Here is a 25,025-nt window from a genome sequence, read left to right as displayed (position 1 = left end):
GTCCCCGTCCACTCGCGGTGTCACGCCTCTTCGGCGACCTTACGGGCCCAGCGGTAGTCGGCCTTGCCCGCGGGGGAGCGTTCGATCCGCTCCACGAAAGCGTACGTGCGGGGGACCTTGTAGCCCGACAGCCGGGCACGGCAGTGGGCGTCCAGGTCCGCCGTCGCGGGCGCCTCGTCGTACGGCTGGACCACGGCGGCGACGCGTTCGCCGAAGCGGTCGTCCGGTATCCCGGTGACGACCGCGTCGAAGACCGACGGGTGGCCCTTCAGCACCGCCTCGACCTCTTCGGGGAAGACCTTCTCCCCGCCCGTGTTGACGCACTGCGACCCCCGTCCGAAGATCGAGATCGTCCCGTCGGCCTCGACCGTGGCGATGTCGCCGGTCAGCAGCCAGCGCGTGCCGTCGACCTCCACGAAGGTCCGTGCCGTCTTCTCCGGGTCGTTCCAGTACCCCAGGGCGATCGGGCCGCTCTTGGCGACCTGTCCGATGACGCCCGAGCCGGGCGCGACCGGGCGCAGGCTCTCGTCCAGCACCTGAATATGCGCGTTGTTCGGCCGGTATCGCAGGCCCGACTCGGGCGTGGAGCCCTCCACCCCCGAGGCCGTGTAGCCCGACTCCGACGAGCCGAAACTGTCGATGATCATCACGTTGGGCAGCAGGGTCTGCAGCCGTTCCCGTACGGCGCCGGACAGGATCGCGCCGGTCGAGCTGATGGCCGCCAGCGAGGACAGGTCGTACTCACCCGTGGCGATCTCCTCGGCGAGCGGCCGGGCCATCGCGTCGCCGGTGATGCCGACCGTGACGACCCTCTCCCGCTCGACGGTCCGCAGCGTCTCCGCGGCGGTGAACCGGCGGTTGAAGACCATCGTCCCGCCCATCCACCAGGTCAGGAACGTCGTCATCTGGGCCGCGCCGTGCATGAGCGGCGCGGTCGTCATCATGGTCACGCCGCCCGAGGCGCGCGCGGCGTCGATCACCTCCTGCGGCGTCGCGCGGGGCTCCCCGTACGGGTTGCCGCCGCCGAACGCCATGAACAGGTCCTCGGACCGCCACATCACGCCCTTCGGCATTCCCGTCGTGCCGCCGGTGTAGATGATGTAGAGATCGTCGCCGCTACGCGCCGCAAAGCCGCGCGCGGCGGATGACGAGGACAGCGCGTCCGCGTACCGGACCGCCGACGGCGACGACCCGCCGCAGACCACCCGGTGCCGCAGGGTCGGTGCCTTCCGCGCCGCGGCGGTCACCCGGTCCTCGAACACCGTGTCGTAGACCAGCGACACCAGCGACGCGTCCCGGTACAGGTACGCCAGCTCCGCCTCGACGTACCGGTAGTTGACGTTGACCGGCACGGCGCGGATCTTCAGGGCCGCCAGCACGGTCGCGACGTACTCCAGCCCGTTGTACAGGTGCACGCCGACGTGGTCGGCGGGGCCGACGCCCGCCTCCGCCAGATGGTGGGCCAGCCGGTTGGCGTGCGCGTCCAGCTCGCCGTAGGTCAGGCGGACGACGCCGTCCGCGGCGTCCGGCCGACCTACGGCGACCAGAGCCGTACGGTCCCCGATCGCGTCCGCGAGTCCCTCGAACAGGTCGGCGTGGTTGAACTCCATCGCGTCCTCCGCCGGTCGCTCAGGGCCGGTCCGAACCGACCACCCACATCGCGTAGAACTGCGCGCCGCCGCCGTACGCGTGGCCGAGCGCCCGTCGCGCGCCGTCCACCTGGTGCTCGCCGGCGAGCCCGCGCACCTGCTGCGCCGCCTCGGCGAACCGGATCAGCCCCGACGCGCCGATCGGGTTGGAGGACAGCACGCCGCCGGAGGGGTTCCAGGGGATGTCGCCGTCGAGCGCGGTCGCGCCGGCCTCCGTCAGCTTCCAGCCCTCGCCCGCGCCGCAGAAGCCGAGGTTCTCCAGCCACATCGGCTCGTACCAGGAGAACGGGACGTACACCTCGGCGCAGTCGAGCTCGTAGCGCGGGTCGGTGATGCCCGCCTGGGCGTACACGTCGGCCGCGCAGTCCCGTCCGGCCCGCGGGCTCACCGTGTCGCGCCCGGCGAAGAAGATCGGCTCGGAGCGCATCGCCCCGCCGTGCACCCACGCGGGCGGGTTCGGCGCGCGGCGCGCCGCGTCCGCGGAGGCCAGCACCATCGCGGCGGCTCCGTCGCTGGACGGGCACGTCTCCAGGTAGCGGATCGGCTCCCACAGCATCGGCGTCGACTCGACCATCTCACGTGAGATGCCGGGGATGCGCAGATGGGCGTACGGGTTCTTCAGCGCGTTCTGCCGGTCCTTGACCGCGACGAGCGTGCCGATGTGGGCGGGCGCGCCGGTGCGCCGCATGTACGCGCGGATGTGCGGCGCGAAGTAGCCGCCGGCGCCCACGACGATCGACGGCGTCAGCGGCGGATGCGTCGACAGCGCCCAGGTGGCGTTCGACTCCGACTGCTTCTCCCACGCGACGACGAGCACCCGGTCGTGCACCCCGCCCTGGACCAGCCCGGCCGCGACCAGCGCGGTGGACCCGCCGACCGAGCCCGCCGTGTGCACGCGCATCATCGGCTTGCCCCGGGCGCCGAGGGCGTCCGCGAGGTAGGACTCGGGCATCATCACGCCCTCGAACAGGTCGGGCGCCTTGCCGACCACGACGGCGTCGATGTCGCCGAACGTCAGCCCGGCGTCCTCCAGGGCCCGCAGCGCCGCCTCCCGTACGAGCCCGGCCATCGAGACGTCATTGCGCCGCGACCGATAGTGGGTCTGCCCGACGCCGATCACGGCGCACGCCTCACCCATGGTTCTGCGCCTCCATCACGCACACGAGGTTCGACTGCAGGCAGGGTCCGTGCGACGCGTGGGCCAGGACCCGGCCCGCCTCACCGCTCCGGATCCGGTTCGCCGCCTCGCCGATCCGGATCAGGCCCGTCGCCATGACCGGGTCGGCGGCCAGCGGCCCGCCGGACGGGTTGACGCGCACGTCGTCGCCGAGGCCGAGCGCGTCGCGCAGGATCAGCTCCTCGTGGCTGAACCGCGCGTGCAACTCGGCCACCTCCACGTCGCGGGCGCCCGCCCTCTCCCCGGCGAGCGCGGCCGACTCCGACCGGGCCAGGTCACGGGCGCCGAACGCGTGCGCGTCCGTACGGTGGTCGATCCCGCGGATCCAGGCGGGCCGTTCGCACAGCTCGCGGGCCCGGTCGCCGGCGGCCAGCACGATCACGGCCGCGCCGTCGGTCACCGGCGGGCAGTCCGACGGACGCAGCGGCGCGACCTCGTACTCCTCCTCACCCGGCTCGGCCAGGTCGAGCGCGTACGGGTTGGCGCGCCCGGCGGCGCGCGAGCGCACGGCGACGGCGCGCAGGTCGTCCTCCTTGTGCCCGGCATCGAGGTACGCCCGCGCCTGGAGTGCGGCCAGGGAGGTCTGGTCGGGGCCGAGCGGCGCCAGGTAGTACGGGTCGAGCTGGAGCGTCATCAGCTCCGGCAGGCCCGATTCGCCGTCCTCGCGTACGACCTGCGAACACTTGCCGAACCCGTACACGAGCGCGGTGTCGACGTCGCCGTGCCGCAGCCGCACCCACGCCTCGTACAGGGCCCAGGCGGCGTCCATCTCGACGTGGCTCTCGGAGATCGGCGGCCACGCGCCGACCGCGTCGAGCGCCGAGACGAACGAGAACGGCGCCCCTGCGAGGTAGTCGAGCGACCCGGAACAGGTGAAGCCGAACCGGCTCAGGCCGGTGCTCTGCTTCACCTCGGTGATGACCGGGGCGAGCAGCTCGACCTCCGACAGCCCGGAGTCCTCGCCCTGGTGCTCGGTCTGCGCGAACGCCACCACCGCGATGTCCCTCATAGATGGTCCTTGATGTCGTCGAACGGGACGTCGGGTTCGCCGGTGGGTTCGAACCACTTGATGTTCGCCATCGTCTGGCCCCACTCCTCGCGCGGGCGCCACGCGGCGCGTACCCGCATGCCCATCCGCACCTCATCGGCCGGTAGGCCCGCCACCAGCGCGACCATCGCGATGTCGGAGCCGTCGAGGAGGACGTACGCCGACACGAACGGCACGTCGGGAGCGCGCGGGTCGGGGATGTTGTTGACCGCGAACGTGGTGACCGTGCCGGTGTCGGGCACCTCCACCTCCTCGGTGGTCGGTACGCCGTCGACCGGGCACATTCCCTTCATCGGCACGTAGACCTTGCCGCAGACCCCGCAGCGGTGGCCCAGCAGGCGGCCCTGGGCGACGCCGCCGAGGAACCGGCTCAGCGCCCGCCCCGCGCTCAGCCGGTAGTCCGCGCGGACCGGAGCGTTGATCATCGTCACGTCGGGGCGGAAGGACTCGATGTCGCCGACCGTGCCGGTACGCTCCGCCCGCCACTTCGGGCGTACGCGCAGCCCGGCGCGCAGCGTCTTCGGCGGCTTCGCCCCGGCCTCGAAGACGCCGAGGTCCAGCACGTGCAGCATCGCGGTGTCCGCGCCGTCCGGGGTGATCAGCGCCCACGCGAACGGCCGGTCGAGGGGATGACCGGGGCGCGGACGCGGCACCCAGGCGTACGCCCCGACCGTGCACTCGGGCCCGACATCGACGAACTCCCCGGTGACCGGAGTGCCGTCGGTGTCGTACTCCACGGGCGGGAACAGCACCCGGCCGCCGGCCGTACGGACCCCGACGAGCCGCCCGTCGCGCAACTCGGTCAGGAACCGCCCGATGACCGGCCCGACCGAGCGCGTGTAGCCACCGGGGAATTCGAGCGCGTGATCCGCGGTCAGCGAGTCAAATTGGGGCATCCCGATCCTTCCAGTACGGATCGCGCAGGCGGCGCTTGAGGAGTTTGCCGTTGGGTTCGCGTGGCATGTGCTCGACGAAGTCGAACGATCTGGGCCACTTCATCCGGGCCAGCCGTCCTTCGAGCGAGGCGAGGATCTCCTCGGCCAGCGCCGGGCCGGGCGGTACGCCGGCGGCCGGCTCGACCACGGCCTTGATCTGCTCGCCCCAGTCCTCATCGGGGATGCCGAAGACCGCGACGTCGGCGACCTTGGGGTGGACCATGATCTCGTTCTCGATCTCGGCCGGGTAGATGTTCGCCCCGCCGGAGATGATCAAGTCGGCCTTGCGGTCGGACAGGAACAGGAAACCGTCCTCGGTGAGATGGCCGATGTCGCCGACGGTGAAGTGGTCCTTGAGCCGGCTCGCCCGCGTCTTCTCCTCGTCGCCCTTGTACTCGAACTCGATCCCGGCCATCTTCATGTAAATCGTCCCGGGCGTCCCGGTGGGCACCTCGGCGCCGTCGTCGTCCACGATCAGCAGTTCGCTGATCGGCCACGCCTTGCCGACGGTGCCCGGATGCTCCCGCCAGTCCTGCGGGCTCGCGATGGTGCCGCCGCCCTCGGTGGCCGCGTAGTACTCCCAGACGCAGTCGCCCCACCAGTCGAGCATCGCCTGCTTGATCGGTACCGGACAGGGCGCGGCGGCGTGGATCGCCCACCGCATCGAGGAGACGTCGTAGCGCTCCCGCACGTCGCGGGGAAGGGACAGGAGCCGCTTGAAGTGGGTCGGCACCATGTGGGTGCTGGTGATCCCGTACCGCTCGATGAGCCGGAGGGTCTCCTCGGCGTCCCACTGGTCCATGTAGACGAGCGTGTGGCCCATGTGCAGCGCCGAGCCGCCGAACTGGGTCACCGCCGTGTGGTAGTTCGGCGAGGTCACCAGGTGCGCGTTGGGCGGGCCCGGAGTGAAGCCGAAGAACGTCAGCAGGAACGTCATCAGCTCGGCCGCGTCGTCGGGGTCGATGCCGGACAGCGCCCGGCGTACGCCCTTCGGCCGTCCGGTGGTGCCGGAGGTGTAGTGCATGGTCGCGCCGGCCGTACGCCGGTCCGGCGGCGTGTCGGGCCGTCCGTCGACCAGGTCGTCCAGCGGCCGGAACCCCGGCAGCTCACCCGCGATCGCGAACCGGCTCTCGATCCCGGCCGCGCCGGATACGCCCTGGGCGGCGTAGCGCGTGTGCACGAAGAAGGCCTTGGCCTCGCTGTCGGCGACGATGTACTCGATCTCGGGCCCGGTGAGATGCCAGTTGATCGGGGTGTAGTACCAGCCGGCCTGGAGCGCGGCGAGGTAGAGGACGAGACCGTCGACGCCGTTGGGCACCAGACCGCAAATGCCGTCGCCGTCTCTCAGGCCGAGGCCGCGCAGGCCGTGGACGAGGCGGTTGGCGCGCGCGAGGAGCTCTCCGGCCGTGTACGTGGTGCCGTCCGGATCGACCGCCGCGACCCAGCCGGGATCGTTCGCGGCCAGCCGCCAAAAGCCCAGCGAACCCATCGAATCCCTCCCACGCGTGGAGGTGCCTGGAACCGCAGTAGATCACGTTCTCGTTTTGGTGAGCAAGGCCTGTTCGATGCGCATGCCTAATACTAGAATCCGTTCTTGTTTGCCGGGCGGCGAAGGAGACGGGCATGGCCGAGCTGCTGCCGATCAGCACCGCACACTGCACCGTCGAACGCGACGGGCACGTGGTCACGGTGACGATGCGCCGCCCCGAGGCGCGCAACGCGCTCAGCACCGAGATGCTCGTGGGCATGGCCGACGCCTGGGCCTACATCGACGCCACCGACGAGGTACGCGTCGGCATCCTGACCGGCGCGGACGGCCAGTTCTGCGCGGGCGCCGACCTGAAGGCGATGGGAGAGCCCCCAGCGGACGAACGGGTCCGCCGGCGGGCGGCGGAGCTGACCGACTTCCACTGGAAGGGCCTGCTGCGCGACACCCGGCCGGGCAAGCCGTTGATCAGCGCGATCGAGGGCCACGCGGTGGCCGGCGGCACCGAACTCCTGCTGGGCACGGACATCCGCGTGGTCGCCGAGGGCGCGACGCTGGGGTTGTACGAGGCGAGACGCGGCCTGTTCCCGATGGGCGGCTCGGCGGTGCGGCTGCCGAGGCAGATCCCGTACACGTGGGCGATGGACATCCTGCTGACGGGCCGCTCGGTGACCCCGGAGGAGGCCTTGAGGATGGGCCTGATCACCCGTGTGGTGCCGGCCGGGGAGGCACTGCGGGTGGCGCGGGAGGTCGCGGACCAGATCGCCGCCTGCGGCCCACTGTCGGTCCAGGCGATCCTGCGCACCCACCGCCGCACGGAGGGCCTCGACGAGGACCAGGCCCTGAAGATCTCCGACGAGATCGGCTGGCCGGTCTTCGCCTCGGAGGACGCCAAGGAGGGAACCCGCGCCTTCCGCGAGAAACGCCCACCCGACTTCAAAGGCCGGTGAACGCGAGGGCTATTCGACCCTGGAAAGGGTCGCGATATGCGACCGGCCGCCCATGGCCGGCCCGGAAATCCTCGCTACGCGCCAGTCCGCACCGGCGAATTCGAAGACATCCCCTTCGTGCCGCCGGATGCTGCGTTCTCCGGCATCATCCTTGATGGCGAGACGGATCTCCAGCCGGCCCTCATCGTCAACATAGGTGTCCCCACCGATGACAACTCCACGCCCGAGCCGGTCTGGAACGGTTTCGCGAAGTTCGATCGTGTCAGGCAGATGATCGGTCATCATCGCTCATTTCAGTGTCGTGTAGTTGCCATCGCGAGTGCCGTCGGGGTTGTATCCACGGTAGTACTCCCAGAAGGTCTCCGGAGTCATCGGCTCCGGGTGATCAGAGCCCCAAGGATTGCGCACATGGATCCTGCCGTTCTCCACTTTCGTCACTTCGTACGCGTGGCCGGCGATGATCCCATCCGGCAGTCGCTCCGTGGCCGCGCGTCGGTTTCGCGTACCGACGAGCACGGGTTTGCCCGCGTCCAACTGGTTTCCGAAGGCTCCCAGCAGCGCGTCTTCGCCCTGCCGTTCGCCGGGGATCGGGCGTACTTCGGCTTCTTCGCCGGTCAGCCTGGTGAGAAGGTCGGCGCGTTCGTAAGCGGTCGAGCCGATGTCGAGACGGTTGTACCCCGTCGGTGCCTCGTCGGGAGCCGGGCCCAGTCCGGCCTCAGCCCGGTCCCGATCGACCGAGAGCTTGTGCCATCCGGTCCACGCCTGATCCCAGTCGTCTTTCTTCGGCGGGTCCCAGGTCTGATCCTCCGCGGCGATCACCTTCTCCATCAATGCGGGCCATCCGCATGACTCCACGTCGATTCCGGCAGGCGGCCGAGTGGAGCGGTCGGTCCTGACGGGGAGTTCGTCGTTCACCAGAAAGGTTCTCGTTCGCCCGGCGGGCCGGGCGACGGGATCGCCGGGAGTGGCTTCGGCTATCTCATGCAGAGTGATCTCGTACGTACCTTCACCGATCTGCTCAATGGCGTTTCTGATCGCCTCAGGCCGGTGCGCGGCCACCGCACCGATGGTGGCGACGACGCCGCAATCGCCGACCTGGCCTTGGATGACTTGGTCGCGTGACGGGTCGCCGTCGAACAGCGGCACCGGGTTCAACTGGTCGCGGACGAAATAGCGGTCTTGCGCGGTGGGCGGTATCTCCGGGTAGTAGTCACGGACGATCTCCGGAGGCTTGACCTCGTACGGCTCGTCGGTTCGTTCCAGGGGCCGATCTTCGGCCCGGGCGTCCGGCGGGCCTCCTGGGGCCGCCCGGTCGTTTTCTCGGCTCACGCCCTCTGCGGCGGCCAGTGCTCTGCGGGCCTCCCTCCGAGAGGGAGCACCTTCTGGTTCTTGGCCGGGGTGATCTGGTGGGGGCGGTGGGCGATCGGCTGCTTTGCCGTTTTCGACCTGCTCGGCGTCGGTGGTGCCGTCTGTCGCCGCCATTTCTCCCCCGGGGGTACGAATGGAGCGGGACACCAACGTAAGCGCACCGGCCCCGGGTCGTCACCCGGCCGGGGACCTTCACGGGTGCGGGAGTTCGGCCGCGGCGGCGTACCGGTGGGCCAGGCGGGCGAAGGCGTCCTTGAGTTCGGGTGGTCCGACGACCTCGATGTCGGCGTCGAATCTGCCGATGGCGGCGGCCAGGCCCGGCCAGGACCACGAGCCCAGGATGAGCCGGCAGTGGTCCGGACCGAGTTCCTCCACGACTCCGTCGCGGACGTAGGGGGACACGTCCGCCGCGGGGAGGCCGAGGATCACCTCGCCGCGGCAGGGCGAGCCGCCGGAGTCGTGGGAGCCCTGGAATCTTCCGGCCACGAAGGCGGCCACCTCTCCTCCGGGCGGTTCGCGTGGAGTGAAGCGAGGGCCGGTGGGAGTGCGCGGGGTGATCCGGTCGGCGCGGAAGGTGCGCCAGTCGTCGCGGTCCAGGTCCCAGGCGACGAGGTACCAGCGTCCGCCCCAGGTGACGACATGGTGGGGCTGCACCCGGCGCGGCGGGCCGTCGGCGTCGTCCTCGCCCGCCGGGAACGCGGGGGCGTAGTCGAAGCGCAGCACCTCGCACGCGTGGACGGCGGCGCTGAGCGCCATGAGAACCCCGCTGTCGACCTGCGGACGGGCCGCGGGCCGCTCGACGGCGGTGACCCTGAGGGTGTCGATCCGCCGGCGCAGCCGTGCGGGCATGACCTGCCGGACGGTGGTCAGCGCGCGCGCCGCGGCCTCCTCGATTCCCGCGCCGCTCGTGGTGGCGACCTGCAGCGCGACGGCGAGCGCGACGGCCTGCTCGTCGTCGAACAGCAACGGGGGCAGATCCGTGCCGGCGCCGAGCCGGTACCCACCGTCGGGGCCTTTCGCGGCCACGATCGGATAGCCGAGTTCGCGCAGGCGGTCGACGTCGCGGCGCACGGTACGCGGGCTGACCTCCAGCCGTTCGGCCAGCAGCGCCCCCGGCCAGTCGCGGCGCGCCTGGAGCAACGAGAGCAGTGACAGCAGGCGGGCTGAGGTCTTCGGCATGTCTCCGATATTGCCGCGAGTAGCGGCCACACCCTGTCCTCTTCCCCTGCGATCGTCCTCTCGTGCCGGACAACGACAACGACCAGAAGGAGTCGATCATCATGGACGCCGAACGCACCGACCTGCTCGCCCAGCTCGCGACCGCGCGGGCCGCGCTGATCAACACGACGCGTGGGCTCGATGACGAGCAGGCCGGCGAGCGGCCGACGGTCAGCGCGCTGTGCCTGGGCGGCCTGATCAAACACGTCGCGTCCACCGAGGAGGCCTGGACACGCTTCGTGCTGGAGGGCCCGTCGGCGATGCGCTACGACCTGCCCTCAGGTGTCACCTGGGCCGACATCGCGGCCGGTACGGCACGCGAGTTCCCGCAGTGGATGATCGACCACCAGAACGAGTTCCGGATGCTGCCCGGAGAGACGCTGGCCGGGATCCTCGAGCGTTACGAGCAGGTCGCCGCCAGGACCGAGGAGGTCATCGCCGCCGTCCCCGACCTGTCGGCGGCGCACCCGCTGCCGGAGGCCCCCTGGCACGAGTCCGGAGCGGCACAGAGCGTACGCCGGACGCTCATGCACATCATCGCGGAGACCGCCCAGCACGCCGGACATGCGGACATCCTGCGCGAAACGCTCGACGGGCAGAAGTCCAGCTGACCGGAAGGACGTCACCGTGAACACACGCGCGCTGGGACGGACCGGCATCCAGGTCAGTCCCTACTGCCTGGGCACCATGATGTTCGGGCGGTCCGGCAACACCGACCGCGACGCCTGCGTCCGCATCATCCACCGGGCACTGGACTCGGGGATCAACGTCATCGACACCGCCGACGTGTACTCCTACAGCGAGTCCGAAGAGATCGTGGGCGAGGCCCTGAAGGGACGGCGCGACGACGTCGTGCTGGCCACCAAGGTCAACGGCCCGATGGGCGAGGACCCCAACCGCGGCGGCAGCTCACGGCGCTGGATCGTCACCGCCGTCGAGCACTCGCTGCGGCGCCTGCGGACCGACCACATCGACCTCTACCAGATCCACCACCCCGACCCGCGGACCGACATCGAGGAGACCCTCTCCGCCCTGACCGACCTCGTGCGCAGCGGCAAGGTACGCGCCATCGGATCCTCGAACGTGCCGGCCGCGGAGATCGTCGAGGCGCAGTGGGTCGCCGACCGGCGCGGACTGCAGCGCTTCCGCACCGAGCAGCCCACGTACTCGATCCTCAACCGGGGCATCGAGCGTGAGGTCCTGCCCACCTGCCAGCGCTACGGCATGGGCACGCTGGTGTGGAGCCCGTTGGCGATGGGCCTGCTCACCGGCCGCTACCGCAAGGGCCGGACGAACCCGCGGAACGCCCGGATGAACTGGGTGCCTCGGCACCTCACCGACGAGCGCAAGCTCGACGCCGTCGAGCGGCTCATCCCGCTGGCCGAGGAAGCGGGTCTGTCGCTGACCCACCTGGCGATGGCGTTCGCCATCACCCACCCCGGAGTCTCGTCGGCCATCATCGGGCCCCGCACCATGGAACACCTCGAGGACCTCCTGGCCGGCGCCGCGACCACCCTCGACGATGAGGTCCTCGACCGGATCGATCAGATCGTGCCATCCGGCACCGACGTCGGCCCGATCGACGTGTCCTACACACCGCCGGCCATCGAACGCCCCGCACTACGCCGGCGACCGCCCACCGACCGCGCCGCGACGTGACCGAGCGGAGCGAGGGAGCCGGAGGGCGTGGTCTGGTGGTGGCTTCCGTCGGTGGGGGTGGGCCGGTGGCGGGGTGGAGTGGGGGAGCCGGAGGGCGTGGTCTGGTGGTGGCTTCCGCCGGTGGGGGTGGGCCCGTGACCGGGCGAAGCCCGGGAACCGAGGACACGCCCCCGGCGGAGGAGGAGCCGTGACCCGGATTCTCGATGCACGGACGCTGGGGCGGGCGACGCTCGCCCGGCAGTTGCTGCTCGACCGCGCCGACGTGCCGGTTCTCGACGCCGTCGCGCGTCTCGGGGGACTGCAGGCGCAGGAGCCGCAGGAACCGTTCGCCGGGCTCTGGTCGCGGCTGCGCGCGTTCGACCCGGTGGTCCTCTCGGACCTGCTGATCCGGCGGAGGCTGGTGCGGACCCACCTCATGCGCCGCACCGTCCACCTCGTCACCGCCGAGGACGCCCTGGCCTGGCGCGCCCGCCACGACGCCATGCTGCGGCAACGGGTGCTCGGGAACCATCGCCGCGAGCTCGACGGGGTCGACCTCGACGAGCTCGCGGCGGCGGGCCGGGCGGTGATGGCCGACGGCGCGCCCCGCTCGATGGCCGAGCTCGTGCGGGAGCTCGCCGGGCGCTGGCCGGCGCCGGCGCCGCGGGCCCTGGGCGAAACGCTGGTCGCCGCCCTCGTCCCGGTGGCGCAGGCGCCGCCGCGCGGGCTGTGGCGCACCAGGGCGGGAGTGCGGAACGTCCTGCTCTCGTCCTGGCTGGGGCGCGAGATCGACCCGCCGGCCCTGGACGGATCCGACCCGGTCGGCCAGGCGCTGGTACGGCGCTACCTGGCCGCGTTCGGCCCGGCGACCTCGGCCGACCTGCGCGCCTGGTGCGGCCTGGCCGGACTGCCGGCCGCGGTGGCCGCGATACGCGAGGAGCTGGTCACCTTCCGCGACACTCGCGGCCGTGAGCTGTTCGACCTGCCGGACGCGCCACGTCCGGACGCCGGCACGCCCGCCCCGGTGCGGTTCCTGCCGGCGTTCGACAACGCGATCCTCGGGTACCACGACCGCGGCCGGATCATCGACGACGCCTACCGCGGCCTCTCGGTCGCCGGCGAGCGCGTCGTACTGGTCGACGGCCGGGTCGCCGCGACCTGGCGCGTCGACGCCGGGACCGTGGCCGTCACCCCGTTGCGCCGCCTTTCCGGCGCCGACCGCGCAGCCGTGGCCGAGGAGGGGCGGGAGCTGGCGGGGTTCCTCTCCGGCGGTGAGAGCCACCGCGTACGAGTCGCCGTGTAACGGGAGCGGTCACCTGACGAAGGCGCCCGCTCGGGCGGCCGGCGGCCCGAACGGGCGGTAGTACAGCGGGGCGGAGACCGCCCGGACGACCTCCTCGGCGCCCGTGCCCGCCGGGAGTTCGCCTCGTCGACGCCGTGGCCGTCACCCCGTTGCGCCGCCTTTCCGGCGCCGACCGCGCCGCCGTGGCCGTGGAGGGGCGGGAGCTGGCGGGGTTCCTCTCCGGCGGTGAGAGCCACCGCGTACGAGTCGCCGTGTAACGGTCACCTGACGAAGGCGCCCGCTCGGGCGGCCGCCACGGCGGCGTTCGCCGCCTGGTCGGCGGTGGCCTCGTCCAACGGGCCGCCGGCGGCCAGCAGGCGGTAGTACAGCGGGGCGGAGACCGCCCGGACGACCTCCTCGGCGTCCGTGCCCGCCGGGAGTTCGCCCCGGTCGATCGCCTCCTCGACACACGGGGCCCACTCGCGGACGCGCGTGTCGTAGAAGCGGTGCAGGGCCTCGGTCGTACGGGGCTCGCAGGTGGCCGCCGCGATGACGGCGCGGAACAGATTGCCCTGGCGTGGGTCGGCCAGTGTCCGTTGAACGAGGCGGGCGTTCGCCCGCAGGTCGCCTTCCAGCGAACCCGTCCGCGCCCGGGGCAGGGACTGGTCGGCCATGTCGGTGAGCAGGTCGGCGACCAGGCCGGTCACCGTGCCCCAGCGGCGGTAGACGGTCGTCTTGCCGACCTCCGCGCGGCGGGCGACGTCGGTCAGGTCGAGGTGGGCGAAGCCGCGCTCGGCCAGGATGTCGCCGGCCGCGCGCAGCACCGCCGCCCGGACGCGGGCCGTACGGCCGCCAGGGCGGATCGAGCCAGGTTCCTCCATAACGGGTCCATAGTTCCATTAAGAGCCTCCTCCGTGCTACCGTCCAGCGTTAACGGGACCAGAGAACCGTTAAGGGAGAAGACATGGAATATCGACGGCTGGGTGCGTCCGGGCTTCAGGTGCCCGCGCTGAGCTTCGGCGCGGGCACGTTCGGCGGCCGGGGTGAGCTGTTCGGCAACTGGGGCGACACGGACGCGCGGGAGGCGCGGCGGCTCGTGGACATCTGCCTCGACGCGGGCGTCACGATGTTCGACACCGCGGACGTCTACTCCGATGGCGCGTCGGAGGAGGTGCTCGGTGCGGCGATCAAGGGCCGCCGCGACCAGGTGATCATCTCCACCAAGACCGGCCTGCCGATGGGCGAGGGCCCGTACGACGCCGGCACGTCGCGCTCCCGCCTGATCAGGGCCTGCGAGGACGCGTTGCGCCGGCTCGGCACGGACCACATCGACCTGTTCCAGCTGCACGCCTTCGACGCCGGCACCCCGATCGAGGAGGTGCTCGCCACGCTGGACGACCTCGTACGCGCGGGCAAGATCCGCTATTCGGGTGTGTCCAACTTCTCCGGCTGGCAGCTGATGAAGTCCCTCGCGGTCGCCGACCGCGACGGCCGTTCGCGGTACGTCGCCCACCAGGTCTACTACTCGCTGGTCGGGCGCGACTACGAGTGGGAGCTGATGCCGCTCGGGCTGCGGGAGGGCGTCGGCGCGGTCGTGTGGAGCCCGCTCGGCTGGGGCCGGCTGACCGGCCGGGTCCGCCGGGGCCGGCCGCTGCCGGAGGGCAGCCGCCTGCACCGTACGGCCGACTTCGGGCCGCCCGTGGACGAGGAGCGGCTGTACGACGTCGTCGACGCGCTCGACGAGATCGCGGAGGAGACCGGCCGGGCGATCCCGCAGATCGCCATCAACTGGCTGCTCCGGCGCCCGACCGTGGCGTCGGTCCTCATCGGCGCCCGCGACGAGCACCAGCTGCGCCAGAACCTCGGTGCCACCGGCTGGTCCCTGACGCCGGACCAGGTCGCCCGCCTCGACCGGGCCGGCGCGACGCCCGCTCCGTACCCGTACTTCCCCTACGAGCGTCAGGAGGGCTTCGCTCGCCTGAACCCTCCGCTCATCGGCGGCGGCACCCGCTGAGCGCGGCCCGTCAGGCGGAGGGGAACCCGCCGGTCGCGGCGCCCGCCTCGGCCAGCGCGTCGAGCAGGGCGACGGTGGCCGGGGGCTCGGGCGGCTCGCCGTACGTCGCGGCCAGCACGTGGCGGGTCGAGCCGGGCAGCACGGCCGTGTGCACCGCGTCGTTGCGGGCGGCCAGCAGCGGCAGGCCCGGCAGGGTCGTCACGCCCAGGCCTGCGGCGACCATCGCCTGGACGGCGACGAAGTCGTCCGTCGTGAACGACACGCGTGGGGTGAACCCCGCCCGCGCGCACATGGCGAGCAGGTGGGTGCGGCAGCGGTCGCAGCCGGCGATCCACTCCGCGTCCGCGTGGGCCGTCAGGTCCGGCGTGGTCTCCTCCGCCGTGACCAGGTAGCTCGGCTCGTCGAGCAGCCGGCGGGCGGTGATGCCGTCGTCCTCCTCCTCCCGGTCGTACCGGAAGATCACGGCGACGTCGACGTACCCGGCCCGCAGCATGCGGACGGCCTCCGGCGGCTCGGCCTCGCTCAGGCTCAGCCGCAGGCCGGGATGGCGGCCGGCCAGCAGCGCCGCCGCCCGTGGCACGAACGTGCCCAGCGCTGACGGGAACGCGGCCAGCCGTACCCGTCCCTGGCTCAGGCCGACGTGCGCGGAGAGCTCGGCCTCGGCGGCGTCCAGGCGGCCCAGGATCTCGGCGCCGCGCTCGGCGAGGGTGCGGCCGGCCTCGGTCAGCCGGATGCCGCGGCCCGCCCGGCGTACGAGCTGCGCGCCGGTCTCGGCCTCCAGCCGGGCGAGGTGGTGGCTGATCGACGGCTGGGAGTAGTGCAGCTCCTTGGCCGCCGCCGTCACCGACCCCGTACGGGCGATCGCCACGAGCACGCGAAGGCGGGAAACATCCAGCACAGAGCCAACATATCAATCATGTCTATCGTTCGGCCCGGATGTTGGCATTGGACCGATGATTGGCCGTGGAGGGACTATGAGGTGAAGAAGGAGGTGTCCGAAATGGCAACCCTGGTGCGCGGAGACGTACGGCCCGGACTGCGGGACCTCGTGACGGGCGTGCGCGGCGCCGTGGACCGGCACGTCGGCTGGCGGGAGACCGCACTGATCGTCGGCGGCGAGCTGCGTCGGCACCTGCCCACGCCCGACGTGCTGACCGCCGAGGAGCGGATCGGCGACCCCGACCAGTATCAGTGTCACACCCTGTACGCGGCGCCCGACGGCGCGTTCTCCATCGTCGGGCTCGTCTGGCGCCCCGGCCAGATGACGCCCATCCACGACCACGTGACCTGGTGCGTCTTCGGCGTGCTCCAGGGCATCGAGCACGAGGAGCTGTACGTCCACGAGGGCGACCACCTGCTCAGCGCCGGCGTGAACGACAACCTGCCGGGAGACGTCAGCGGCTTCGCCCCGCCCGGCGACATCCACCGGGTGCGCAACTCCGGCGACACCACCGCGATCTCGATCCACATCTACGGGACCGACATCTCCCGCATCGACTCCAGCGTCCGGCGCGTCTACGAGCTCCCCGTACGCGGCTGAGCGCGCGAAATGATCAGGCGTCGAGGCGTATGAACCGCTTGGACTCGGTCAGCTCGTCCAGGTAGTCCATGATCGGCTCCACTCCGAGCCCGGGCCCGGACGGTACGGTCATCAGGCCGTCCACCAGCCGGAACGGCTCGGTGATGTCCCGCGTGTAGTAGCGCTCGGAGGCGGAGACGTCGCCGGGCAGGGTGCATCCGGGCAGCGCGGCGAACGCCAGGTTCGCCGCGCGGCCCAGGCCGGTCTCCAGCATGCCGCCGCACCAGACGGGCACGCCGTGCGCGGCGGACACGTCGTGGATCCGGCGCGCCTCCAGGTAGCCGCCGACCCGGCCGGCCTTGACGTTGACGATCGAGCACGCGCCGAGCGCGAGCGCGTCCGCGGCGGCGCGCGCCGACACGATCGACTCGTCCAGGCAGATCGGCGTGGTCAGGAGAGAGGCGAGCTTCGCGTGCCCGAGCAGGTCGTCCTCGGGCAGCGGCTGCTCGATCAGCAGCAGCCCGAACGGCTCCAGCTCCGCGAGGTGCCGCGCGTCGGCCCGCGTGTACGCGGTGTTCGCGTCCACCTGGAGCAGGATGTCGCCGAACCGCTCGCGTACCGCCCGTACCGGCTCGACGTCCCAGCCCGGCTGGATCTTGAGCTTGATCCGCGCGTACCCCTCGGCCAGGTAGCGGTCCACGTGGTCCAGCAGTTCGGGGATCGAGTCCATGATCCCGACCGACACCCCGGCGGGCACCCGGGCCACCGTGCCGCCGAGGTAGGTCGCGTACGACATGCCCGCGGTGCGCAGCTCCGCGTCCAGCACCGCCATCTCGACCGCGGCCTTGGCCATCTCGTGCCCCTTGACCGGCGCGAACGCCGGACCGAGCGCCCCGGCGGTGACGTCCGCGGGCAGGCGGGGCAGGAGGAAGTCGCGGATGACCTGCTCGGCGCCGTCGACGTACTCGGGGGAGTACAGCGGCTCAGTGATGGCCACGCACTCGCCCCAGCCCTCGGTCTCCGTCCCGACGACCCGCACCAGCAGGATCTCCCGCTCGGTCTCGGTCGCGAAGGATGTGCGGAACGGCGAGACCAGCGGGAGACGGATCCGCCGCAGCTCGACGCCGGAAAGCTTCATCGGGAGACCTCCAGCAGGTAGTGGCCGGACCGGTCGAAACCGGTCACGTGGTATCCGGCGTCCAGCGCCCCGGCGAGCGCCGTCCGCTGGGCCCGCCGCCACGCGAGGGCGAGCGGCGGATCGCCGGCGCGCAGCGCGGCGATGTCCGCGGGTGTGCCCACCGCGATCCGGGTCACGCCGCCCGGGTCGCGCTCGACCGGTCGGCCCTCCGCGTCGTCGGTGAGCGCGGTGACCTCGGCGGGCTCCGGCTCGGCCGGCGGCCCGCCCTTCATGGCCGCGGCCACCTCCGGGGCGTCGAGGTCCCAGGAGAGCAGCAGGCGGTCGCTCGGATCGCCCGCGTTCAGCTCGTCCGGCATCTCGCCGTAGAAGTCCGGCAGGTACTCGGTCGGCCGCGCCGCCAGCTTCGCCAGGTTGAAGTACGCGTTGCGCCGGACCAGCGGATCGAACGTCCAGGTGATCGTCCGGATCCCGTGGGCGAGCGCCCACTCACGCTGGTGCCGTTTGATCGCGAAACCGGCGCCCCGGCCGCGGGCGGCGACGCCGGTGATGTGGGAGTGCAGGCTCCCGTCGGCCGCCGGGAAGGCCGCGCAGGCTCCGACCATCGCTCCGCCCTCGAACACTCCCGAGATATATCCGCCCAGGTGCTGCAGGACGCGCATCATCTCGTACGGCATCGGGTCGGTGGGCCGCCAGATCCCGGCGAGCACCTCTGAGGCCGTGCGCAGGTCATCGGGCGTGGTCAGCTCGCGTACGTCCATAACCCGATCGTGCCGCGTCAGCGGATCGAGCGCACGACCGGGCTCACTTGTTGGCTTCCTCCCCCTCGTGAACGTGAACGAGGGGGATTCCTACGGCGCCGGAACTCACTCCATGCGGCATCGGAGATGGCGCGGGCCAGTTTGTGGTTCTTCAGCATGTTCTTGACGGTCAGGTCCTCGATCACGACCACTTGGTCATCGCGGGCGAGTCGAGTGGTGAGCTTGTGCAGACTGTCGCGGCGCCGGTCGGCGATCCGGGCGTGGATCCGGGCGACCTTACCCGGGCCTTGGCCCGGTTCGACCCAATCGCCCTTGGCCTTACGCGACAACTGAGACACCGTCACCGTTGAAGGCTTGGCGCCCTGCGGGAGGGGCCGGGACCAGACGATGTCCCCACGCCGTCAACATCGCCGAGGCGGCGTTGTAGCCGACGCGTTCCCGCCGCGACTTCCAGGCATCGGTGCGGGCCTCCAACGCCAGGTTGTAGACCTTCCGCACGCACCCGAACGTGCGCGACAGCTCCGCTGCCTGCGCATCGGTGGGATACAAGCGGTACGGGATGGTCACAGTCCGCAAACCATCGCGTCAGAGTGTGACCGCCTGAGGGTTTTCGGGAGGTGGACGCCGGATCGCCATGACGGCGATCCGGCTAGCCATCCCCTGCTCCGCAGGGGTCCGATTCGTCCCCGCCCTGAACTGAACGGCGAAGTCTCCTCGGAGGATTCACTTGATGATGGGCAGCGGGTTGCCGTCCGCTGGGCTGGACGGGCGCGGAGTGGCCGTGGACCTGCTCTTTCCGTTCGACGCGCCGGGGAGCTTCACCGACGCCGGCAGCGGGATGAGGTTCTGCAGGTAGACGTCGAACCAGCGCCCGGTGCCGGTGAAGTCGGCCACCTCACCGGTGAACGGCGCCATCGCCTTGAGGCTCTTGTCGAGGTTCTCCTGGTTGCGCGTCAGGATGTTCACCGTGCGGTGGAGGTTCTTCAGCGCGGGGCCGAGCGTGGCCTGGTTCTCCTGGATCGTTCCGGTGATCTGCTGCGACAGCGTCACCGTGCCGGCCAGGAGCTGGCTGATCACCTGCCGGCGCTGGTTGATCTCCTGGAGCAGCAGGCCGCCGTCGCTGACGAGCGCGGCAAGGTCGCCGCTGCGGTCGGCGAGCAGCTTGGTCACGTTGTTGGAGTGCTGGAGCAGCTGGGACAGCTCGTCGTCGCGGGAGGCGACCGCACGCGAGATCTTCTGCAGCCCCGCCAGGGTGCCGCGGACGTTCTCCGAGGACCCCTGCATCGTCTGTGACAGCGTGTCGAACGACTGGGCCAGCTGCTTGGTGTCGATCTTGCCGAGCTGTTGGCTGGCGTCCTGGAGGGCGGGCACCACCTCGTACGGCGCGGTGGTGCGCGACACCGGGATCTCCCGGCCCGGCGACTGGCGTCCGGGACCCTTCGGCTCCAGCGCCAGGTAGTGCGAGCCGAGCAGAGTCTTGATCTTGATCTGCGCGCGGGTGTCGGTGCCGAACGACCGGCCGCTGGTGAACTTCACCTTCACGTGGTCGCCTTCGAGGCCCACGCTCTCGACCTTGCCGACCTTGACGCCCGCGATGCGCACCTCTTCGCCCGACTTGAGCCCGGCGGCCTCGCTGAACGCGGCGGAGTAGGTGGTTCCCCCGGAGAAGTGCTGGAGATTGAAGGCGAGCGCCGCGAGGACGCCGACGGTCGCCAGTCCGGCGATACCGATCGGCAGCGGGTTGCGTTCACGGAAGGGACGCATGCGGGGGCACCTCGCGTCGATTCTCAGAGCCAGCGACGCGGCGGGGACCTGCCCGGTGACGTGAGCCCTTCACGCCCCGTCGCGGTCACCATCGCGTCCGTGAACCCTACTGACGCGTATTTTCTCACGACAAGGACGCGAGCCAGGAAAAATGCGAAAGAAAGTGAGGGCGCGGCGTTCGTCCAGGTCAGCAAGCCTTTACTGGCATAGGGAAGTGATGGACATCACGCTCGTCCGGCCTCCGACGCGACCGTGTCCGGCGTTCGCGCCCGGCTCCCACCGGCGGAAACGCGCACTCCCAGCGCCGCGACGAGGGCGACCGCGAGCAGCGCCACCCCGTACCCGACGGTCGCCGGCCAGTGTCCGTGCTCGTACGCCAGGCCGCCGGCCGAACCGCCGACGCTGCTGCCGAGGTAGTAGGCGAACAGGTAGAGCGCGGACGCGTGGGCCTTCGCGGTGGCCGCGCGGCGCCCCACCCAGCCGCTGGCGACCGTGTGCCCGGCGAAGAAGCCGGTGGTCATGATCAGGAGACCGGCGGCCACCACCGGCAGCGAGTCCGGCAGGGTCAGCAGCAGCCCGCAGGCGGTGAGCGCGCACGCGCCGAGCAGCACCCGCCGCCGTCCGATCCGGTCGGCGAGCGAACCCGCGGCGGGCGAGCCGAACGTGCCCGCGAGGTACATGACGAACACCAGCGCGACCACCGACTCCGGCAGGTCGAACGGCGCCGCGATCAGGCGGTACCCCAGGTAGTTGTAGACGGTGACGAACATGGCCATCAGGACGAGCCCCACCACGTACAGGCGGCGCATGCCCGGGTCGGCCAGGTGGCGCGCCAGTCCGCCGAGGCCCGGCCGCGACGGCGTGAAGAAGCGCGAGCGCGGCAGCAGGGCCCAGAACGCCACGGTGAGCAGCGTCGCCGCGACCGCCGTCGCGGCCAGGCCCCAGCGCCAGCCGGCCAGATCGGTGACGAAGCCGGGCAGCAGCCGCCCGGCCAGCCCGCCGACGGTGTTGCCGGCGATGTAGCGGCCCATCGCGCCGCCGAGCGCCTCCGGATGGACCTCGTCCGCCAGGTAGGCCATGGCGACCGCCGGGACGCCCGCGAGGGCGACGCCCTGCACCGCGCGCACCGCGGCCAGAGCCGGGAACGACGGGCAGAGCGGGATCAGCAGGCCCAGCGGTGCCGCGATCGCCGAGGAGACCAGCATGACCCGCGTCCGGCCGAACCGCTCCGACAGCGCGCTGACCGGGATCACCGCGAGGGCGAGCGTGCCGGTGGTGAGGGAGACGAGCAGGCTGGAGGTGGTCGGGGAGACGCGGAAGGACTGGGAGAGGGCCGGCAGCAGCGCCTGGGTGCAGTACAGCGACATGAACGTCGTCAGCCCGGCGACGAAGAGCGCCAGGTTGACGCGGCGCAGCCCGGGGGAGCCGCGGCGGTGCCGTTCGCGGGGTTCGTCGAGGCGGAGGGCGGGAGACGAGAGCACGTCCTCCACGGTGCGGCACTCAGGGTTGATGCGTCCAATGAAACTTCTTCCGGAAAGCTATGCTTCGTGCGCATGGATCTGGTCACCGTTCGCTGGTTCCTCGCCGTGGCGGAGATCGGCAACGTCACGCGGGCGGCCGAGGAGCTGCGCATCTCCCAGCCGGGCCTGTCCCGCGCGCTGGCCCGGCTCGAACGCGAACTGCACGCCCCGCTGTTCGACCGGGAGGGCCGTACGCTCCGGCTCAACGCGTACGGCGAGACCTTCCGCGCGCACGCCGAGCGGCTCGTCGACACCGAGAAGGCGGCCCGGCGGGCGCTCGCCCAGGCCGCCGACCCCGAGCACGGCGAGGTCGGCCTCGCGTTCCTGCACACCCAGGGCACCGCGCTCGTCCCGGAACTCCTCCGCGCCTACCGGTCCGCGCACCCGAGGGTGGGCTTCCGGCTGACCCAGGGCAGCGCCGAGCACCTTGAGGCGGAGGTCGTCCAGGGGCGCGCGGACATGGCGATCACCAGTCCACGCCCGGAGGGGCTGGCCTGGCACCCGCTGACCGTCGAACGGCTGCGCCTGGCGATGCCCGCCGGTCACCGGCTCGCCGAGACGGCCCGCGTGAGCCTCGCGGAGGTGGCGGAGGAGCCGTTCATCGCGATGCGGCACGGGTACGGCCTGCGCTCCATCGCCGATGCCCTGTTCCGCGAGGCCGGGATCCGGCCGGAGATCGCCTTCGAGGGCGAGGAGGCGACGACTCTGCGCGGCCTGGTCGCGGCGGGCCTGGGCGTCGCGCTGGTGCCGCCGGGCGACCCGGTGGCGGGGGTGGTGGAACGCGAGATCCCGGGCGCGCGGCGGACCATCGGCCTGGTGTGGGTGGACGGGCGCACCCGTCCGCCGGTGGTGGAGGACTTCCGCCGCTTCGTCATCGAACGCTCCGAGCAGGCGCGCCCGGCTACCGGGTGAAGTAACGCCGCGGGTTGTCGATCAGCATGGTGTCGATGTCCTTCTCGCTCACGCCCGCCTCGCGCAGGGCCGGCAGGACGTCGTTATGGATGTGCTCGTAGTGCCAGTTCGGCATCAACTGGTCCCGCATTCCGGTGAAGTCCTCGCCGAACCAGTCGATCCAGCACATCGCGTCGTGACTCAGCACCATCCGCTCGGCGTAGCCGCGCTCGCACAGGGCCGTGATCGTCTCGACGCGTTCGGGCGTCGTGCGGTACACGTCGATGCCGAACCGGTCCATGCCCAGCAGCGCGCCCGAGTCGGCCAGCCACGTCAGGTAGTCCAGGTCGCCCGAGTCGCCGCTGTGCCCGATGACCACCTTGGTCAGGTCGGCGTGCTCGGCGCGGAGCAGGTCCACCACCCAGCGGCCGGTCTGCCGGTGGGCGTTGGTGTGCACGGTGATCGGCGCGCCGGTCTCCCGGTGGGCGTACGCCACGGCGCGGCAGACGCGTTCGACGCCCGGGGCCGGGTCGGGGTGTTCGACGGCGCACTTGAGGAACGCCGCCCTGACCCCGGTGTCGGCGATCCCCTCGGCGATGTCGCGGACGAACTCCCGGCCGAGCGGGTCCGGCGTCTCGTCGAAGAGCAGCCCGGGTCCGCGGTTCGAGAACTGGATCGGCGCGTCGGTGTAGTGGTAGTAGCCGGTCGCGGCGATGATGTTCAGCTCCGGGACCTGCTCGTTGATCCGCTGGATGCGGGGGATGTAGCGGCCACCGCCCCACACCGTCGGGTCCACGAACGTACGGACGCCGCGGGCCGCCACCGACCGCAGGCGCTCGATCGCGTCCGCGACCCGCTCCTCCTCGTCCCACCAGCCGGAGCCGTAGTTCTGCAGATACTCCGTGCCGACGAAGAACACGTGCTCGTGCATGAGCGTGGGCCCGAGCTCGGCGACGTCGACGGCTCCGCGGACGGTCTCGACCGTGGGCATGCGGCCTCCTTGATCCAGAACTACTCCCGATTCTGGACCCCGGCCACCATTCTGCGAAGGCCCGCGAGCCAGCGATCGTGGTCGGAGGCCTTCCGCCGCACGTACTCGGCCACCTCCGGGTGCGGGAGGATCAGGAACCGCTCCGCCTCCAGCCCGGCGATCACCGCGTCGGCCACCTCCTCGGGCTCGAGCACCTTGCCCGCCGCGGCGACCGCCTTGGCCGCGAGGTGTCCGTCGAGGCCGCCGGTGAGCAGCGGCGTCCGCACGCCCTGCGGGCACAGTGCGCTCACCCGTACGCCCTGGTCGCCGTACGTCAGCGCCAGCCACTCGGCGAACGCCACGGCGGCGTGCTTGGTCACCGCGTACGGCGCGTCGCCCGGCTGGCTGAGCAGGCCCGCCGCCGAGCACGTGTGCAGCAGGTACCCCTCGCCGCGTTCGAGCATCGCCGGCAGCACGGCGCGCGCGGCGTAGACGTGGGCCTGGACGTTGACCGCCCACGCGGCCGCCCACTGCTCGGCCGTGGCCTCCAGCCCGGCCCCGGTGCCGATGCCCGCGTTGGAGCACATCAGGTCGATCGGGCCCAGTTCGCCGGTGGCGGCCTCGACCATGGACCGCACCTGGGACTCCTCGCCCACGTCGGTGCGGCGCACGACCGTACGGCACTCCAGCCCGGCGGCGACCCGCGTGGCGGCGTCCTCGTCGAGGTCGGCGAGGCAGATCCCGGCGGCGCCCTCGGCGGCGAACCTCCGGGCCAGCGCGGCGCCGATCCCGCTCGCGGCGCCAGTGATCACGATGTTCTTCCCAGTCACCCGCATGGCAGGAACGTAACATTTGTCACTAGGCTGAACCCGATTCGGGTATCAGCCTGAGAGGCCTGAAGCGAGAGGGCGGAAGCATGGGACTGGAGACCGGCCTGGCGGGCAGAACCGCGCTGATCACCGGGGCGTCACGCGGCATCGGCAAGGCGACCGCGGTGGCGCTCGCCGCGCAGGGGTGCAACGTCGTCCTGTCCTCGCGCAAGCAGGACGCGCTGGAGGAGGTCGCGGCGGAGATCCGGGCCGCGCATCCGGACGCCGGGGTGCTGCCCAAGGCCGCCCACGTCGGCGACGAGGACGCCGCGCGGGCCTGTGTGGGGGCCGCCGTCGAGGAGTTCGGCGGCGTGGACATCCTGGTCAACAACGCGGCCACGAGCCCGTACTACGGCCCCATGGTCGACCTGGACGCCGCGCGGGCGGCCAAGACCGTGGAGGTCAACCAGTTCTCCATCGTCCTGTGGACCCAGCTCGTGTGGAAGCTGTCGATGGCCGAGCGCGGCGGGTCGATCGTCAACATCGCCTCGGTCGGCGGCATGGTGACCGAGCACGGCATCGGGTACTACAACGCGACGAAGGCCGCCGTCATCCACCTCACCCGGCAGTTCGCCATGGAACTGGCGCCGAAGGTCCGCGTCAACGGCGTCGCCCCCGGCCTCGTACGGACCCACCTGGCCAAGGCGCTGTGGGAGGAGAACGAGGCGCAGATCAACAAGTTCATGCCGCTCGGCCGGATCGGCGAGCCCGAGGACATCGCGAACGCGATCGTGTTCCTCGCCGGGGACGCCTCGGCCTGGATGACCGGCCAGACCATCGTCGTCGACGGCGGCGGCACGGTCCGCCCCACGATCGCCTGAGGAGGCCCCG

Annotated in this window: 25 protein-coding genes and 1 pseudogene; 9 read left to right on the top strand and 17 right to left on the bottom strand. The window is 71.6% G+C overall.

Translation table 11 applies throughout. The features are described 5' to 3' along the window. Positions 1 to 20: 20 nt before the first annotated feature. The 5 genes from QSK37_RS47365 to QSK37_RS47345 are packed head-to-tail and all read right to left on the bottom strand — an operon-like array spanning position 21 to position 6,298. A complete protein-coding gene (locus QSK37_RS47365; protein ID WP_285635502.1) occupies positions 21 to 1,610 on the bottom strand; it encodes an acyl-CoA synthetase in 1,590 nt (529 codons plus the stop codon). Positions 1,611 to 1,629: 19 nt separating this feature from the next. Continuing rightward, positions 1,630 to 2,787, bottom strand: coding sequence for a thiolase domain-containing protein (locus QSK37_RS47360; protein ID WP_285635499.1), 1,158 nt, complete (start codon positions 2,785 to 2,787; stop codon positions 1,630 to 1,632). Further along, a complete protein-coding gene (locus QSK37_RS47355; protein WP_285635496.1) occupies positions 2,780 to 3,835 on the bottom strand; it encodes a thiolase family protein in 1,056 nt (351 codons plus the stop codon). Before QSK37_RS47355 ends, QSK37_RS47360 begins: the two co-directional genes overlap by 8 nt. Continuing rightward, positions 3,832 to 4,770 carry a Zn-ribbon domain-containing OB-fold protein gene (locus QSK37_RS47350; protein ID WP_285635490.1) on the bottom strand — a complete coding sequence of 313 codons (939 nt, stop codon included), beginning with the start codon at positions 4,768 to 4,770 and terminating at the stop codon, positions 3,832 to 3,834. The genes QSK37_RS47355 and QSK37_RS47350 overlap by 4 nt, the downstream gene beginning before the upstream one ends. Next, on the bottom strand, positions 4,757 to 6,298 hold the full coding sequence (locus QSK37_RS47345) for an acyl-CoA synthetase (RefSeq protein ID WP_285635489.1): 1,542 nt from the start codon (positions 6,296 to 6,298) through the stop codon (positions 4,757 to 4,759). The genes QSK37_RS47350 and QSK37_RS47345 overlap by 14 nt, the downstream gene beginning before the upstream one ends. Before the next feature lie 134 nt (positions 6,299 to 6,432). Here QSK37_RS47345 and QSK37_RS47340 point away from each other — a divergent pair, with 134 nt between their 5' ends. Further along, positions 6,433 to 7,245 (top strand): crotonase/enoyl-CoA hydratase family protein, encoded by an 813-nt coding sequence (locus QSK37_RS47340; RefSeq protein WP_285635487.1) that lies wholly within the window; start codon positions 6,433 to 6,435, stop codon positions 7,243 to 7,245. Between the two features lie 9 nt (positions 7,246 to 7,254). Here QSK37_RS47340 and QSK37_RS47335 read toward each other — a convergent pair whose 3' ends face one another. The 3 genes from QSK37_RS47335 to QSK37_RS47325 form a co-directional block, all read right to left on the bottom strand. Further along, complete coding sequence (locus tag QSK37_RS47335) at positions 7,255 to 7,527, bottom strand: DUF6406 domain-containing protein (RefSeq protein ID WP_285582982.1); 273 nt, start codon at positions 7,525 to 7,527, stop codon at positions 7,255 to 7,257. A gap of 6 nt (positions 7,528 to 7,533) precedes the next feature. Next, complete coding sequence (locus QSK37_RS47330) at positions 7,534 to 8,727, bottom strand: calpain family cysteine peptidase (RefSeq protein ID WP_285635485.1); 1,194 nt, start codon at positions 8,725 to 8,727, stop codon at positions 7,534 to 7,536. 78 nt (positions 8,728 to 8,805) lie between these two features. Beyond that, positions 8,806 to 9,792: a helix-turn-helix transcriptional regulator gene (locus QSK37_RS47325; protein WP_285635484.1), complete on the bottom strand. Its 987-nt coding sequence runs from the start codon at positions 9,790 to 9,792 to the stop codon at positions 8,806 to 8,808. Positions 9,793 to 9,854: 62 nt separating this feature from the next. Here QSK37_RS47325 and QSK37_RS47320 point away from each other — a divergent pair, with 62 nt between their 5' ends. The 4 genes from QSK37_RS47320 (at position 9,855) to QSK37_RS47305 (ending at position 13,029) form a co-directional block, all read left to right on the top strand. Further along, positions 9,855 to 10,442, top strand: a complete 588-nt coding sequence (locus QSK37_RS47320; RefSeq protein ID WP_285635481.1) for a DinB family protein — start codon at positions 9,855 to 9,857, stop codon at positions 10,440 to 10,442. 16 nt (positions 10,443 to 10,458) lie between these two features. Beyond that, entirely contained in the window at positions 10,459 to 11,490 is a 1,032-nt protein-coding gene (locus QSK37_RS47315) for an aldo/keto reductase (RefSeq protein WP_285635479.1), read from the top strand. Between the two features lie 187 nt (positions 11,491 to 11,677). Next, positions 11,678 to 12,772 (top strand): winged helix DNA-binding domain-containing protein, encoded by a 1,095-nt coding sequence (locus QSK37_RS47310; RefSeq protein WP_285635477.1) that lies wholly within the window; start codon positions 11,678 to 11,680, stop codon positions 12,770 to 12,772. A gap of 134 nt (positions 12,773 to 12,906) precedes the next feature. Beyond that, on the top strand, positions 12,907 to 13,029 hold the full coding sequence (locus QSK37_RS47305; RefSeq protein WP_285635476.1) for a hypothetical protein: 123 nt from the start codon (positions 12,907 to 12,909) through the stop codon (positions 13,027 to 13,029). Positions 13,030 to 13,032: 3 nt separating this feature from the next. On the opposite strand, the gene QSK37_RS47300 is transcribed toward QSK37_RS47305, so the two are convergent. Beyond that, positions 13,033 to 13,632, bottom strand: coding sequence for a TetR/AcrR family transcriptional regulator (locus QSK37_RS47300; protein WP_285635473.1), 600 nt, complete (start codon positions 13,630 to 13,632; stop codon positions 13,033 to 13,035). An 83-nt stretch (positions 13,633 to 13,715) separates the two neighbouring features. On the opposite strand from QSK37_RS47300, the gene QSK37_RS47295 reads away from it, so the two are divergent. Beyond that, positions 13,716 to 14,765 carry an aldo/keto reductase gene (locus QSK37_RS47295; RefSeq protein ID WP_285635470.1) on the top strand — a complete coding sequence of 350 codons (1,050 nt, stop codon included), beginning with the start codon at positions 13,716 to 13,718 and terminating at the stop codon, positions 14,763 to 14,765. A gap of 10 nt (positions 14,766 to 14,775) precedes the next feature. Here the strand turns inward: QSK37_RS47295 and QSK37_RS47290 are convergent, their stop codons facing one another. Continuing rightward, on the bottom strand, positions 14,776 to 15,663 hold the full coding sequence (locus tag QSK37_RS47290; protein ID WP_285582963.1) for a LysR family transcriptional regulator: 888 nt from the start codon (positions 15,661 to 15,663) through the stop codon (positions 14,776 to 14,778). A gap of 102 nt (positions 15,664 to 15,765) precedes the next feature. On the opposite strand from QSK37_RS47290, the gene QSK37_RS47285 reads away from it, so the two are divergent. Further along, positions 15,766 to 16,305 (top strand): cysteine dioxygenase family protein, encoded by a 540-nt coding sequence (locus QSK37_RS47285; RefSeq protein ID WP_285582962.1) that lies wholly within the window; start codon positions 15,766 to 15,768, stop codon positions 16,303 to 16,305. A gap of 13 nt (positions 16,306 to 16,318) precedes the next feature. Here the strand turns inward: QSK37_RS47285 and menC are convergent, their stop codons facing one another. From menC to QSK37_RS47260, 5 genes and pseudogenes are all read right to left on the bottom strand, one after another. Continuing rightward, the gene (menC, locus tag QSK37_RS47280) at positions 16,319 to 17,422 is read right to left on the bottom strand and encodes an o-succinylbenzoate synthase (protein WP_285635467.1); all 1,104 of its coding nucleotides are present in this window, start codon (positions 17,420 to 17,422) and stop codon (positions 16,319 to 16,321) included. After that, positions 17,419 to 18,180, bottom strand: a complete 762-nt coding sequence (locus tag QSK37_RS47275; RefSeq protein ID WP_285635464.1) for a GNAT family N-acetyltransferase — start codon at positions 18,178 to 18,180, stop codon at positions 17,419 to 17,421. The genes menC and QSK37_RS47275 overlap by 4 nt, the downstream gene beginning before the upstream one ends. A gap of 98 nt (positions 18,181 to 18,278) precedes the next feature. Further along, a pseudogene (locus QSK37_RS47270) lies at positions 18,279 to 18,756 on the bottom strand (RNA-guided endonuclease InsQ/TnpB family protein); the annotation flags it as partial. A 147-nt stretch (positions 18,757 to 18,903) separates the two neighbouring features. After that, positions 18,904 to 19,944, bottom strand: coding sequence for an MCE family protein (locus QSK37_RS47265; protein ID WP_285635461.1), 1,041 nt, complete (start codon positions 19,942 to 19,944; stop codon positions 18,904 to 18,906). Between the two features lie 224 nt (positions 19,945 to 20,168). Then, a complete protein-coding gene (locus QSK37_RS47260) occupies positions 20,169 to 21,425 on the bottom strand; it encodes an MFS transporter (protein WP_285635458.1) in 1,257 nt (418 codons plus the stop codon). Positions 21,426 to 21,497: 72 nt separating this feature from the next. Between QSK37_RS47260 and QSK37_RS47255 the strand changes: the two genes are divergently transcribed. Then, entirely contained in the window at positions 21,498 to 22,376 is an 879-nt protein-coding gene (locus tag QSK37_RS47255) for a LysR family transcriptional regulator (protein WP_285635455.1), read from the top strand. Here QSK37_RS47255 and QSK37_RS47250 read toward each other — a convergent pair. Both QSK37_RS47250 and QSK37_RS47245 read right to left on the bottom strand, forming a co-directional pair. Then, positions 22,366 to 23,346 carry a phosphotriesterase family protein gene (locus tag QSK37_RS47250; protein WP_285635452.1) on the bottom strand — a complete coding sequence of 327 codons (981 nt, stop codon included), beginning with the start codon at positions 23,344 to 23,346 and terminating at the stop codon, positions 22,366 to 22,368. The two genes, QSK37_RS47255 and QSK37_RS47250, sit on opposite strands and share 11 nt — an antisense overlap. Positions 23,347 to 23,366: 20 nt before the next feature. Further along, positions 23,367 to 24,161 (bottom strand): SDR family oxidoreductase, encoded by a 795-nt coding sequence (locus QSK37_RS47245; RefSeq protein WP_285635449.1) that lies wholly within the window; start codon positions 24,159 to 24,161, stop codon positions 23,367 to 23,369. A gap of 80 nt (positions 24,162 to 24,241) precedes the next feature. Here QSK37_RS47245 and QSK37_RS47240 point away from each other — a divergent pair, with 80 nt between their 5' ends. Beyond that, entirely contained in the window at positions 24,242 to 25,015 is a 774-nt protein-coding gene (locus QSK37_RS47240; protein ID WP_285582952.1) for an SDR family oxidoreductase, read from the top strand. Positions 25,016 to 25,025: the final 10 nt, after the last annotated feature.

Origin of the sequence: Actinoallomurus iriomotensis, assembly GCF_030269445.1 — a bacterium.
Taxonomy (GTDB): domain Bacteria; phylum Actinomycetota; class Actinomycetes; order Streptosporangiales; family Streptosporangiaceae; genus Actinoallomurus; species Actinoallomurus iriomotensis.
The sequence above is the reverse complement of the archived record's forward strand: the minus strand, read 5'-3'. Positions and strand labels throughout refer to the sequence as shown.

Excerpts from the sequence above, each read along its gene's own strand:
- QSK37_RS47325 (WP_285635484.1), bottom strand. The coding sequence starts at position 9,792 with ATGCCGAAGACCTCAGCCCGCCTGCTGTCACTGCTCTCGTTGCTCCAG.
- QSK37_RS47365 (WP_285635502.1), bottom strand. The coding sequence starts at position 1,610 with ATGGAGTTCAACCACGCCGACCTGTTCGAGGGACTCGCGGACGCGATC.
- QSK37_RS47255 (WP_285635455.1), top strand. The coding sequence starts at position 21,498 with ATGGATCTGGTCACCGTTCGCTGGTTCCTCGCCGTGGCGGAGATCGGC.
- QSK37_RS47355 (WP_285635496.1), bottom strand. The coding sequence starts at position 3,835 with ATGAGGGACATCGCGGTGGTGGCGTTCGCGCAGACCGAGCACCAGGGC.
- QSK37_RS47265 (WP_285635461.1), bottom strand. The coding sequence starts at position 19,944 with ATGCGTCCCTTCCGTGAACGCAACCCGCTGCCGATCGGTATCGCCGGA.
- QSK37_RS47295 (WP_285635470.1), top strand. The coding sequence starts at position 13,716 with ATGGAATATCGACGGCTGGGTGCGTCCGGGCTTCAGGTGCCCGCGCTG.
- QSK37_RS47360 (WP_285635499.1), bottom strand. The coding sequence starts at position 2,787 with ATGGGTGAGGCGTGCGCCGTGATCGGCGTCGGGCAGACCCACTATCGG.
- QSK37_RS47330 (WP_285635485.1), bottom strand. The coding sequence starts at position 8,727 with ATGGCGGCGACAGACGGCACCACCGACGCCGAGCAGGTCGAAAACGGC.
- menC (WP_285635467.1), bottom strand. The coding sequence starts at position 17,422 with ATGAAGCTTTCCGGCGTCGAGCTGCGGCGGATCCGTCTCCCGCTGGTC.
- QSK37_RS47285 (WP_285582962.1), top strand. The coding sequence starts at position 15,766 with ATGGCAACCCTGGTGCGCGGAGACGTACGGCCCGGACTGCGGGACCTC.
- QSK37_RS47345 (WP_285635489.1), bottom strand. The coding sequence starts at position 6,298 with ATGGGTTCGCTGGGCTTTTGGCGGCTGGCCGCGAACGATCCCGGCTGG.
- QSK37_RS47245 (WP_285635449.1), bottom strand. The coding sequence starts at position 24,161 with ATGCGGGTGACTGGGAAGAACATCGTGATCACTGGCGCCGCGAGCGGG.
- QSK37_RS47250 (WP_285635452.1), bottom strand. The coding sequence starts at position 23,346 with ATGCCCACGGTCGAGACCGTCCGCGGAGCCGTCGACGTCGCCGAGCTC.
- QSK37_RS47240 (WP_285582952.1), top strand. The coding sequence starts at position 24,242 with ATGGGACTGGAGACCGGCCTGGCGGGCAGAACCGCGCTGATCACCGGG.
- QSK37_RS47340 (WP_285635487.1), top strand. The coding sequence starts at position 6,433 with ATGGCCGAGCTGCTGCCGATCAGCACCGCACACTGCACCGTCGAACGC.
- QSK37_RS47275 (WP_285635464.1), bottom strand. The coding sequence starts at position 18,180 with ATGGACGTACGCGAGCTGACCACGCCCGATGACCTGCGCACGGCCTCA.
- QSK37_RS47335 (WP_285582982.1), bottom strand. The coding sequence starts at position 7,527 with ATGACCGATCATCTGCCTGACACGATCGAACTTCGCGAAACCGTTCCA.
- QSK37_RS47350 (WP_285635490.1), bottom strand. The coding sequence starts at position 4,770 with ATGCCCCAATTTGACTCGCTGACCGCGGATCACGCGCTCGAATTCCCC.
- QSK37_RS47300 (WP_285635473.1), bottom strand. The coding sequence starts at position 13,632 with ATGGAGGAACCTGGCTCGATCCGCCCTGGCGGCCGTACGGCCCGCGTC.